This is a genomic window from Novacetimonas hansenii JCM 7643 (assembly GCF_000964405.1).
GTDB classification, from domain to species: Bacteria; Pseudomonadota; Alphaproteobacteria; order Acetobacterales; family Acetobacteraceae; genus Novacetimonas; species Novacetimonas hansenii.
The window spans coordinates 1-12,011 of record NZ_BANE01000092.1 but is presented as its reverse complement, the minus strand read 5'-3'; the positions used below and the strand labels follow the sequence as shown (position 1 = coordinate 12,011).

The 12,011-nt window shown below is 52.9% G+C and carries 10 protein-coding genes; 7 read left to right on the top strand and 3 right to left on the bottom strand.

Translation table 11 applies throughout. The features are described from left to right. Both B7G66_RS07375 and B7G66_RS07365 read left to right on the top strand, forming a co-directional pair. The coding region (locus tag B7G66_RS07375; protein ID WP_239016134.1) for a UvrD-helicase domain-containing protein at window positions 1-510 on the top strand (510 nt) is incomplete at its 5' end. Between the two features lie 96 nt (window positions 511-606). Then, window positions 607-1,254: an SOS response-associated peptidase gene (locus B7G66_RS07365; RefSeq protein WP_003617632.1), complete on the top strand. Its 648-nt coding sequence runs from the start codon at window positions 607-609 to the stop codon at window positions 1,252-1,254. Window positions 1,255-1,382: 128 nt separating this feature from the next. On the opposite strand, the gene B7G66_RS07360 is transcribed toward B7G66_RS07365, so the two are convergent. Continuing rightward, the gene (locus B7G66_RS07360; RefSeq protein WP_003617633.1) at window positions 1,383-2,222 is read right to left on the bottom strand and encodes a hypothetical protein; all 840 of its coding nucleotides are present in this window, start codon (window positions 2,220-2,222) and stop codon (window positions 1,383-1,385) included. Between the two features lie 273 nt (window positions 2,223-2,495). Next, window positions 2,496-3,749 carry a hypothetical protein gene (locus B7G66_RS07355; RefSeq protein WP_003617635.1) on the bottom strand — a complete coding sequence of 418 codons (1,254 nt, stop codon included), beginning with the start codon at window positions 3,747-3,749 and terminating at the stop codon, window positions 2,496-2,498. A gap of 802 nt (window positions 3,750-4,551) precedes the next feature. Between B7G66_RS07355 and B7G66_RS07350 the strand changes: the two genes are divergently transcribed. The 5 genes from B7G66_RS07350 to B7G66_RS17170 all read left to right on the top strand — a co-directional run bounded on the left by B7G66_RS07350 (window position 4,552) and on the right by B7G66_RS17170 (window position 9,677). Then, window positions 4,552-5,793, top strand: a complete 1,242-nt coding sequence (locus tag B7G66_RS07350) for an SIR2 family protein (RefSeq protein ID WP_003617640.1) — start codon at window positions 4,552-4,554, stop codon at window positions 5,791-5,793. Further along, the gene (locus B7G66_RS07345) at window positions 5,783-7,819 is read left to right on the top strand and encodes an ATP-binding protein (RefSeq protein WP_003617642.1); all 2,037 of its coding nucleotides are present in this window, start codon (window positions 5,783-5,785) and stop codon (window positions 7,817-7,819) included. Before B7G66_RS07350 ends, B7G66_RS07345 begins: the two co-directional genes overlap by 11 nt. Window positions 7,820-7,821: 2 nt before the next feature. Next, window positions 7,822-8,718: a 3'-5' exonuclease gene (locus B7G66_RS07340; protein WP_003617645.1), complete on the top strand. Its 897-nt coding sequence runs from the start codon at window positions 7,822-7,824 to the stop codon at window positions 8,716-8,718. A 335-nt stretch (window positions 8,719-9,053) separates the two neighbouring features. Continuing rightward, a complete protein-coding gene (locus B7G66_RS18385) occupies window positions 9,054-9,212 on the top strand; it encodes a hypothetical protein (protein WP_003617647.1) in 159 nt (52 codons plus the stop codon). A gap of 129 nt (window positions 9,213-9,341) precedes the next feature. Further along, entirely contained in the window at window positions 9,342-9,677 is a 336-nt protein-coding gene (locus tag B7G66_RS17170) for a hypothetical protein (RefSeq protein ID WP_141313068.1), read from the top strand. 225 nt (window positions 9,678-9,902) lie between these two features. Here the strand turns inward: B7G66_RS17170 and B7G66_RS07335 are convergent, their stop codons facing one another. Next, window positions 9,903-11,816: a P-loop NTPase fold protein gene (locus tag B7G66_RS07335; protein ID WP_048858974.1), complete on the bottom strand. Its 1,914-nt coding sequence runs from the start codon at window positions 11,814-11,816 to the stop codon at window positions 9,903-9,905. Window positions 11,817-12,011: the final 195 nt, after the last annotated feature.

The window sequence follows — 12,011 nt, the reverse complement described above, 5'->3', positions numbered from 1 at the left end:
GCTAAGGAATTGAATCCAGAACCTTCTCCCGCTTCGGGCAGCGATGATTATCTGTCCCGTCTGAACGAGGCCCAGCGACAGGCTGTCACGCACGGAACCGGAGTCTCGGCAGGCGGGGCGGATTCATCCCCGCTGCTGGTCATCGCCGGAGCTGGTTCGGGCAAGACCAACACGCTGGCCCACCGGGTCGCCCATCTGATCGCTTCGGGGGCTGATCCGCGCCGCATCCTGCTGCTGACCTTCTCGCGCCGGGCCAGTGTGGAGATGACGCGCCGGGTGGAACGCATCTGCAAAACCGTGCTGGGCGACAAGGCCGGACCTCTGGCCGACGCGCTGGCCTGGGCCGGGACGTTTCATTCCATCGGTGCCCGGCTGCTGCGGGAGTACCGCAGCGTTTTTACGTGCATGGCCAGCACAGTCGGGGCGACCGGCATGTCTATGCCTCGCGCACCCGCTTTATCGACCGGGATATGCTGCCTCTGTTCCAGTCCGTGGCCTGGCCTGTCGTGAAACCGGAGGAACAGGCCCGGCAGGAGGCGGTGAAGTCGGTGCGGATCGATATGGCGGCCAGATTAAGCGGCATGTGGTCGTAAGGGAGCAACGGGGATGTGCAATCTCTATTCCATGACCTCGAACCCGCAGGCGATCCGCGAGATCGCGAAAGTCCTTGAGGATCGCACGGGCAATCTTCAGTCGCTGCCCGAGATCTATCCGAACACCATGGCGCCGATCGTGCGGAACGGAGAAGGCGGTCGTGAACTCGTCATGGCGCGCTGGGGCATGCCGACACCGCCCGGTTACCTGAAAGGCCATAAGGTGGATCGGGGTGTGACCAATATTCGCAATCCGACCTCGACATGGTGGAAGCGCTGGGAAGGGGTGGAGCACCGCTGTCTGGTGCCGTTGACCGCCTTCTCGGAACCAGAGCGTTTGCCTGATGGGAAATCACAGCCTGTGTGGTTTGCCCGCAGCGACGGAGAGCCGCTGGCCTTCTTTGCCGGGATATGGTGCCGATGGACGTCGGTGCGGAAACTGGCGGATGGCGAGACGACGGACGATCTGTTCGGGTTCCTGACCACAGAGGCGAACCGGGAAGTGGATGCGATCCATCCGAAGGCCATGCCCGTCATTCTGACGCGGCCGGACGAACTGGATGTGTGGATGAACGCCCCGGTGGCGGAGGCTCTGCGTCTTCAGCGGCCTCTGCCGAATGGTGTGTTGGTACGTGTTGAAGTCCTGCGTTCTTTGCAATGACAGCCATGAGGGCAAAAGAGGACTTTCTCCTTTCGCCTTCGTAGCATTCATGAAACTGCCTATCGGACGAAACTAAACCGGACGTTCATGCGATCAGAATTCAACGTTTCAGAGGGATCATGTATCTCCTAAGCCTCAGCTAGCGCGGGAATATCGTGATCGTTAATCCGAATACTGTCCTGATCCTTGCAATCTTCAAAGCGTTTAGCTGTTTGGTTCAAATATTTAGCTGCCCACAGATACTTCTGAAGGATACCTAGATTTTCACTCGCTGCGGTTGCGTTAGCAACAATGTGATTTTTTACACGTTTTAGAAATGCAGGAAACTCTTCGTATTCATCCATTTCGTCCCGGAACGCATACAGATAGTCAACATAGTGCAAGCCATCATCGCCGCGTCGAAGCAATTTGCGGACGCTCTTCAATTCTTCGTCTGGGGTGTGATCTTCGTTCCTAAGGCGCGCGTCTGTCTTTAAGGCATCAATAGTTATTGGATCGATGACAATGCGGGGGTAGTTGGCGAACTTTGATTCCAGATCGTAGGCTTGGATCATGGCCGGTCCGAATAAAACGTTGTCTCGTAGGTAGAGTTTACCGGCAGTGAGGCCTCCGCGGATGAATATTCCTTGGTTTACCAATTCAGCCTGCGCATGCACTAGGTTCAGCAGTTCATGGAATAAGGATCCATCATGGATCTCGGCGTCATACGGTCGAACTCGCACGACACTGTCGGAAAAGAAGGAGGTGCGCGTCCAAGGGGTATCATGGTCAAAATCGAACCCGTCTTTCCGTGCAAGTTCCTCTTCATCCGATCCAGCATGCCGCTGAACTAAGTTGACAATCTCCTGAATCTCTTCGGGAGAACGCTCACGGACGATATTTCTGAAACCAAGGATATCGATAAATGTCACAATACAGTCACGATAGGAGGCTGCTTTACTTTTTTCCTTTTTAACTCTTTTAATCATTCGATTGTTCCACCCTGCCGTGAATATACGAGTATAAATATGGGCTTAATGTCCTTTATTTTTCGTTTGGAAATAGTTCAATCCCAAAACCAACAAGGCCAAATCTACGAAATAATGGTGTTATTTTATGAGTCAATCATAGAAAACAATTATTGCCATCTCAAACCTTAATTGACCTGTATCTATATCACAACACCTGTTTTCTGGTGCGCTCGCTGCAGACATCTTTGCATGCGATCTCTCTGGATCCCACCATGCGGGCTCTGGGTCATATCAGAGCCGCCGTGTGGATGAGTCGCCTTCAACGTGTCCTGGCACATCAAATGCAAGTAAGGTCAGCTTCAGCTTACGGCTTGCGTCATCGATGCGCGCGAACGTGAACGCAAACTCCGTTTCGCCGCACTTGCCGTCGAAGCTGGTGCATTGCGGGTGCTTCTCCACGGTCGGACGAATCTTCTCCAGCACATTCGAAAAGGAACGGTTGCGGTTGAATAGAAGAATCGCCGCCTTGGTGTCCCGCCAGCTGAGATAGCCCAGCACCTGATCAATGGCTTCGGACAAGGCTTTCTCGCCTTTCCAGATTTTGCATTCGCCGATGAAGATGTTGCGCCCCTGCGAGGTAATCAGGATGTCAGTCTTACCGCCATAATTGAAGACCTCTCCGCGTGCCTCGCCTTCAAATTTTGCATTGAGCGGTACGAGGAACTGGAAGCGCAGCGTTTCCTCATCCATGTCGGCATAGGCATGGGGGCTACGTTCCATGACTTCTGCCATCTGCTGCAAGGTGTCGAGGATATCGCGGTAGATGGCATCGCTCAAGGCTGGCTCAGGCGGCGCGACCGGTCGTGCTTGCGGCAGCTGCGGGGCGATTTTCTTGCGGGACGCAACTGGTGCTGCGAAGGTGGCAGCGCGGTCATTACGCTGCTTAAGGGCGAATTTGAGCCCGGACGCAACGGCCCCGGTCTGGTCGGCACGGGCGCGCCGAGCCTTTACATTGCTATCGACGACCGCAGAGATGGATTCGTTCCAGCCCACCACGGCGGGACGCAGCCAGCCCAGATGCTCATCGAGGTCCTTAAGGAACCGCTCAAACGTGGCATTGACCTGGTCAGCAGTTGGCTGGCGCTCCACCATTGTTGTTGCGATGATGGTCCCTTTAACTGTCCCGCGCGGTGGGTTCATGTTGAAGGTGGACCCCCGGCAGAAGAACAAGTCTTTGTCGCCGGTGAAAGGTATTTCGAGCGTGTAGCGCTGAGCGTCCACCGACACGGCGCCGCCGTCGTAGCCTCTGTGGAAACCACCGTACCGCCCGACTTGCATCTTCGTGCGGCCTTCATCGATGCTCGGCTCGCCTAGTTCGATCATTTCCAGCTGATATTTCTGCTTCATGTAACTCTGAAGTTCGGCCAGATCGGTATTGAGCAGACGACTGTCCGACATGGCATCTAACTCTTTCAGCAGTGCTGCCCGCTGGTTCTCGATAACCAGCGATAAGTCGTACTTACAAAAAAGCAGTTCGTCAGCCATCACTTATTACCCCTTACTTGAGTAATATCAGAACATATGGAAAACACGAAATGCATAGATGGAACTGGTGCCCATCCCAATGTAAGGGGCCGCATGCAACCGAACGGCAGGTTTTGGTTGAAGCGGACTGATACGCCGGATACTCCGAATGGCGGGCGTTGAGTCGATAGCTGTCATGAACGTGCATGCTGCGAATGGCTGGCTTATGTCACCCTTATCCCGATACCCGACTATCTGCTTCCCCCCAAGGCCGCCTGTCTGCTCAGTAATATGGAACCAGACGGGTGGCAGTCGCCTCATGTCGGACACACATACGGTTAGGAGAGTTTCCCAAAAGCTGACCTGAATCACACAACGCTCTTCTGGTAACTATGGATAGTTGACTTACGTGCGCATTCAACCGGTTGAGGTTCGGATCTCATCAGTCAATCCACGTCGGAACCAGCTGAGAACTATGTTTACGCCATAGCCCTCTAAAGCCCGCTTTGGCGGACGATCTGCTCCGTGAGTTCAAGAGTATCAAGGGGGCGGCGTTATTACCTCGAAGAATATTCTCCGAAATTGCCATGAATAAAAATGTGGAATATCTTAGCTTGAGAGCTAAGGAAAGAATTTGCGATGCACCTGACTATGTTGATGATGGCGAGTTTGCGTGCTGATGGTCCCTATGTCAGATAACGTTCCGAATCCTCCTGTATCGCCTCCGGTTCCGCCTGCATCTTCTGCATCGCACCAAGTTCCGCCACCGCCACCGCCACCGCCACCACGAACATTTCGATTTATCCGGTCGTCCGATGTGCCAATGCCTCCCCTGATTTGGGGTAAGGACGAGGAGCAGGTTCGCAAGGCTGTCGGAGAAGCGCTGAACGCCCGTAACGTAGCGTTCTTACTCGGTGCCGGCTGCTCGTCGATGCGGGTAAAAGGCAAGGAATGCGGCATTCCGACCATGGCTCCGTTGGCCAAGACTTTTTGTGCGCACCCAACAATCGAATTTGATGAAAACTTAGATCGGGTTGAACCACCGAAGTGGGCGCTCGTTGCAGATGACGTTGAGTTCCTCGGTAGGTTGGGGGCAAAACTCAAAGGGACAGAATACGAGAAAAACCTTGAGCGGCTCATGGAGCTCCTGCACAGTCTTCGTTTCGTCTTTGCACGGAGCGACATCGCCGAGCATGTCGAGCGAAAGGCCAAAATCGAGGGCCTGATCGGCAAAGTGCAGAATTTTTTGTGGGAGCACTGCACCGATGGCGCATTCGCCCACGGCGATGGTTCGGTCCTCGCGCTCTACGAGTCATTTTATCGCAAGCTGGTGATGCGCGATCGCTCGCTTCCTAGGCCTTGGGTGTTCACGACCAATTACGATCTTTTCAACGAGCGGGCGATGGACCGGCTCGGTGTGCCCTATGCTAATGGCTTTTCCGGAGTTGTAGAGCGTCGCTTCAATCCGGCGACCTTTCGATATGCCCTTGCTGAACAGCTTGACCTGTCCAACAGGAAGTGGACTGCTGTCGATAGCTTTATCTATCTCTGCAAGCTCCATGGATCGATCAGCTGGACGGAGGATGACCATGGTCTGTTCCCCATCAGGGAGACTGTACCACAGGACGTCCCCGGCAAGGTCATGATCTACCCGACCCCGGCGAAGCAGAATTCGAGCCTGGGGTCGCCATACGCCGATCTCTTCAGGGAATTCCAATCACGAATCGTCCGCGAGCAGAGCGTGTTGATCACAGCTGGGTTCGCGTTTGGCGACGAGCACCTCAACAACATCATCTACCAGGCGCTTACCATTCCTACCTTCAGGTTGATCGTCTTCGCAGACCCGGATTCAACGGGAGAGATAGCCAAGCTCATTGCCCTGAAAGATCCCCGCATCTGGATCATCGGGGGGGATGGACCGGTCGAAGGTTCACGAGCTCACTATTTCGATACCATCGTCGAGCATTTCCTGCCTCAAAGACCCCCAGAGCGGATCGATGATGCGGTGAGGCTCGTGCTGGAGACCTTCGGCCGTAAGTCTGGCGAGGTTGAAAATGGGATCTGATGACCGCCGGAGGGCGATTGGCAAAGTCACCTCGGTTTCAGCAGACCGGTTCGTTATCGAGATGCTGGGCGGAACCGACAACTTCACGGTGGTCGGCTTTGACGACGTACACTATGTCGCCCGCCTTGGCTCATTCTTGATGATACCGGCGCAGTCGGAATACGTCGTGGCCGAGGTTGTCGGCTTGCGTGAGAAGGATATGGCCAGCGACGGGACTGGAGAGTTCGACAAGGCAAACTCGGCGAAATACCTCGACGTTGTCCCAGTCGGGATGTTGCCTGCTACTGGAGAAGGCAAGTTCAGATTCGGCGTGTCCATCTTCCCGTCGCTTTATTCCGACGCACTCTATGCGCTCGACGGAGAGTTGGATCGCATCTTTGACACAGAGACCGTCGCAATTGCTTCGATCGGCTTTGAAGGGGCGGACTGCGTGCCCAACGATGCGACGCGCTTCCGTAATCTCGGCATAGGCCAATCGGTGGTGTTCGAGGATTATAAGGTCAAGGTCAGGATTGACGACTTTTTCGGCGGGCATGTCGCGGTATTGGGCAATACGGGTAGCGGAAAATCCTGCACTGTGGCTTCTGTCCTTCAGGCGCTGTTTGAGAAGTCTGACGAGCACCATGCCCGCGGCGCCACCTTCGTGGTATTCGATGTCAATGGTGAGTATCATCAAGCGTTCGGGGAGATTCCAAATAAAACGGATATCGGTGTGAACCGACTCATCCTTGATGGAACTGCGGAGGTAGGGCGCTTCCGCCTTCCCCACTGGTATCTCGACCTCTCCGAATGGGAACTACTGCTGCAGGCGAGCGAGAGGACGCAGGCGCCAATCCTACGCATGGCGCTGGGGCTGGCAACATTGTTCGGCACTGCCAACTCGGCACAGCTCAATAATATTCGCAATCATATCTTGGCGACCTGCATCACCCTTATTTTGGGAGACGAAACCTCGCCAGGAGCAAAAAGGACTCGCATTTGCGGTATTTTGCAGCGGTTCCAGACCGCAGAGATTACTCCGCACACGCTACTTCCAATGATAACCGTCAATTACGGCGATATGAAGGGATTGGACGCGGCATATCAATTCTTGGCTGGAGGCGGCCGAAATCCGGGCTTTATCATTCCAGAACTCAATCTGCCGGATTATGATGGTACCCCATTCGATTTCGCTGTTCTAGGTGACGCCATCGACTTGGCGCTGCTCTACGAGGAGGCCCACGGCAACCGACAGATCCGTGACTACTGCTCACAGATGGTCACGCGCTTCAAGGCGTTGCAAGATCGCGCCGACTACCAGTTCCTAAGGCATGAGGCTGCCGCAGCCTGCGACCGTGAGAGCTTCCTAGCGAAGTTGCTTGGTCTTTCGCCGTTGGCTGGCGGCAGACTGACGAAGTCGGCCCAAATTGTCATTATCGACATGAATGCTGTCGAGGACGAGGTTGTCGAACTGGTTAGCGCCGTCATCGCACGCATGGTGCTTCGGCTCTTGCGCCAGGCCGAACCGCGTAACCGCTTCCCAGTCCATCTCCTTCTAGAAGAGGCACACCGTTACGTCGCCTCGACGCCCTCAAGACATGCGGTTGATGCCAGTCGGATTTTCGAGCGCATCTCGAAGGAAGGCCGAAAATATGGTCTCTTTCTGCTCGTGGCTTCGCAGAGGCCGAGCGAATTGTCGAAAACCGTGCTATCTCAATGTTCGAATTTCGTTGTCCACCGGATCCAGAACCCTGACGATCTTTCCCAAATCAGGCAAATGACGCCCTTCATCTCGGACAGCGTCCTTCGACGGTTGCCCTCGTTGCCCAAGCAGCACGCGCTGGTGTTCGGAAATTCGGTCAATCTGCCGACGACCTTCAAGGTACGCCGTGCCGACCCGCTGCCCGCCAGTGATGATGCCAAGATCGTTGACTTGTGGTTCCATGAAGCGGGGCGCCCCACCTCGCTTCGTCTGTCTCCGCCACTCCCTCTGCCCCCGTCGCCTCCAGCCCCGCTTCCACCTTCTTCCCGCCAATCCGGCGAATAACGATGGATAGCGCCTCTGCTGCGGAAATGATCGCTAGGCTTGAGGCGAACGGCGACTACAGGGTGCTTCGTCGCCTTCGACCCCCTAAAACGTTGAGAGAGGCCCCGTTGGGCACCCGACGCGCTATTCTGGTGGATGTGGAGACCACCGGTCTGGACTGTGAGAAGGATGAGATCATTGAACTTGCGATGGTCCCCTTTTTCTACACCCATTTTGGCGAAATCGTCGGCATAGGCGCTCCGTTCGAAGGCCTCAGAAAACCTGCCAAGCCGATTTCAAGTGAAGTAACCAAGCTGACGGGAATCGATAATGCGATGGTGGAAGGGAAGGCTATCAACCCGGACGAGGTCGCAGCGTTTGCCGGAACCAGCCTTGTCGTTGCCCATAATGCGGCGTTCGACCGGCGCTTTCTTGAGCGCTTCTGTCATGCATTCGCGGGAAATCCGTGGGCATGTTCCATGAGCGAAGTGAAGTGGTTCGACGAGGGCTTCGAAAGCTCCAAGCTCGCTCTTCTGGCGATGAGCAGTGGCTTCTACTATGACAAACACAGGGCTGTCCACGACTGCTACGCGACGCTCGAACTTCTTTCACGTACCCTCCCGGTGAGTGGGGGACAAACGTTCCCAGCTTTGCTCGCCTCAGCCAGAAGGAAGACCACACGCTGTTGGGCAGAAGGTTCTCCCTTTGACTCGAAGGATGTTCTCAAACGGCGCGGATATCGCTGGAGCGGCGGAGAGGACGGCACGCCGCGCTCATGGTGGATTGATGTCCCCGATGCAGACTTCCTAACTGAAAAGGCATTCTTATGTGCCGAGATATATAAGCGCGATGCGACGTTTCCGACCGCGGAGATCACGGCATTCAATAGGTATTCCGAACGGGTTAGACCGGTGACATGATTGGTGCGATCTGAACCGCTCCGCTTTTCCCAGAGCCTTCAAATCTGCAGTGGCGGGGGATGTCCGCTCACGCCTCATGTCGGTTATCCACGCGGTCGGGAGAAATTCCCGAAACCCGACATTTTTTCCGCAAACAACGCCGTTGCTCGGCAACGAGGAGGCGATTTTTCGTGATTATTATGGAGCGTTAACCGTCGAGCGGGATACGTCTAAAGTATGAGTGAAGGGGGGCGTCGATTACCAGGCCGAGTCGCTTTAGAGCACTCTGCATGCGCCTTACTGCGGAAGTCGCGCGCTACTGAACAGAAAGCATCGAGGATTAATTTTTGGACCGTATGATCGGTTCTGACGCTGTCCAAAAAAATATCCGCGCTAGAGGAATTGGGGATTTATTCATGAAGGAATTTATCGATGAGCTTCTATCCACCGGAATAAGGGAGAATACCATTGACCTATCCTCAAAGCGTGGTGGAGATGATAAATTTTATCCTTGAAAATGGAAGACTTACTACAGGTCTGTAAACTATCCACGATATGGCGTCTTGCTCGCATATGAAGATGACAATAGCAGTCTCGATGTTCTTCTTCAAAAATTAAATAAATAATTACAGAATTATGCGGAGTTGCGTTCACTTGGCTACGATGTCCCAGTTACATGCAATGAAGGCATAAAAATTCAAGATCACCTTAGAACTCCAAGGGAGGCTGCTGCAATAATAGTAGAACACATTTCAGGCGCAGGACCGTACAAAGCAAAGACTGAAATTGGTGCCATAAGAAAAATTGTGTCCCAAAAACCGGCTCTCAAAAACTTATATGACGCAGCTTGGAAGAAAATATCGGGAGCTGCACAGAAAATAATTCCAATGGATCTTCAGGTAATCGTGGAATATAACGGCCGAATTGTTACGATAGATCCGGAGAAGATAGGAGGTGGCGGAATACTAGATGGTCTATAGGTTCAGATCGAACTTCCGGGAACTGTTCTAGACCAGATTTTCTGATGTGGCATACTCGGTGATTGTAGTCATTAAAGCGATGTGACTACTATTCAATGTTTCTTTCTCTTGTAAGGCCATATATCCAAGGATACGATACTGCGAATCTCGCTTGACATTACTTGTATTGGAGGATCTTTGCCGTATGACGGGCGCAATGACATTATCACTATGTCAGTTAAGATCCTAATCCGTTGAGGTGAGTTTAGGTTTTGACGCAACTTTAGACTTTGGTTTTTCAGACTCGGATTTCGATGGAAGAAGCGGGGCTAAGTAATGAGCCAGGGTAGTATCCAACCGATAGCGGGACATTGGCCCTAAGATTCGCGTGGCCTTTCGAAGTTGGCGATAAACCTTGGCTAACCAAGGTAGCTCGGTCGCGCACACTTCGGCAGAGTGGCCTCTTTCATAACGTGTGGCCAAACCTTGAATTACCATAATTTGCGTATTTGGTTCGAGAACTAATAACGTCTGAGCAAAGGCTGCGGGGGCAATGTGCTGTAATAGTGACACGTTCCAATATACGCTGCAGTTTGGGGAGTTGTTGATCGTCGTTTGCTGGGTGAATTGTTCTGGGTCGGCTTTGAGCATATCGTGCAGTTCTGCAGCGAGAGCAGGGAGTTTTCTGCTCCAGGCCTTGTTTATCGAGGTAGTAAGATAAGTCTCTAAGTTCTTAAATTCAGGGGTATTTACATCGGTGTAGCCTAAGCCGCCGTAGCCAGTGTCTGTTCTGAAACCCTTTGAGAAGGCTGTGGTCAACACTAACTTATTATTAGCCACGAGGTCATCGACATAAGCCCGACAAGCTTTTTGGGTTTGCGCAAGTGTTTTGCCGTAGCCGATACGGGCAGCATGTAGGAGGATTCCGAAAACATGCATAATAATAGGTGCCTCGACGAATGCATATGCAGCGAAATCTCTTTCCAAAGCAGCCATTGATTGAGCGTATTCCGCGTCCGTGCTGCGATAGCCATACCAAGCACGTCGCCAGCTTGGTTCAGTGTCGATTGATATAAATGGTGGCGAACGGTCAAGGCTGGCTTGAACTGCTGAAGGTTCGACGTAACCACGCGCCAGAAGGCTGTCGATTAAATCGGGATCGAGGCTGGTCGGACAAAGATCAATGTCCGGATAGCGGTCCTCACTCAGTTCTAGCGGCGACTTCTCTCTGTCTTTGCCATGTCCGAGAAGTCGAGAAAGACGGTTGGTTTTGAGGTTCTGTAATTGCTCTTTAGGAAGTCTTCCTGTCCGAACATCAATAGAGAGAGCTAAGATGGCTTGGAGCATCCTAACCAATTCCGATGTATGAGTGAGATCTGTTGGACGAAAGTTCTTGGCTATACGCTCGAAGTCCCACAACGCTTGTTTTAGGACCCGCAGGTTATTTGCTTGGGACTGAGAGAAAACGTCTAATACCTGTGCTTTTGACTGCTCTAAAAACTGGGCAGTCCACGGATCAGCGACCAGTTTGAGTAGTTCTGGATACGCCGCCTCGACCGAAGGTACTATCGCCAGACTTTGGCCGATTAGTTTTTCCTTGATGCGCTTGAAATCAACATCGTCTTTTTCAATCTCAGCCTCATTGGCTAGGATTATAACTTTGATGTCTTCATGTTCGACGAATGCATTGATGTAGCCGAGCACGTGTGCAGGTTTCATAGCAGTGCGTTCAAGGTCATCAAACACTAGCAACTGATTCTTGGCGTTTTTGGTGAAATCCGTAAAATCAATTTCGGGTATACCGATGTTGATCGAACCATCGTCCTTACCATCATTGTTAAGGTCAATTTTAAGTGCGCCCTTCAAAAATCCTCTAGCTATAACACCGCCAAGTTTGGTGTATTTCGACGACAAAACTGGGTGAAGTTGTCGATATATCTGATCGTCGATTTCGCTCGTCGAGGAGACTCCGTAAAGGCTGACATAGATGTAGGACTGCCCGCAATCGGCCAGATAGGTTTTCAGGAAATGTGTCTTTCCAGCGCCCCACGGACCGGTGAGGAGCACCGCGTAATTCAAGGGGGCAGCAGATGAACGATAGGAGTCCAAAAAAACTCGAACAGCTGTATTAGGGTCGACCACGTTAGGAGTGTTGCTCATGCATTATATCATAGCAGCCTCTTACCCGACATAAAACATGAAGAAGTAGCGCTCCCATTGTTGTCACCCCAGCAATTCATGCTGATTTGGCGCCAGATGATGGCGTCGGAAAGCAAAATGTCCGTTCGTAAAAGGTGTGTTTCCAACAGCGAGCATTCCACTTCCCCCCCCCCCCATAGTAAACATTTTTCTGCC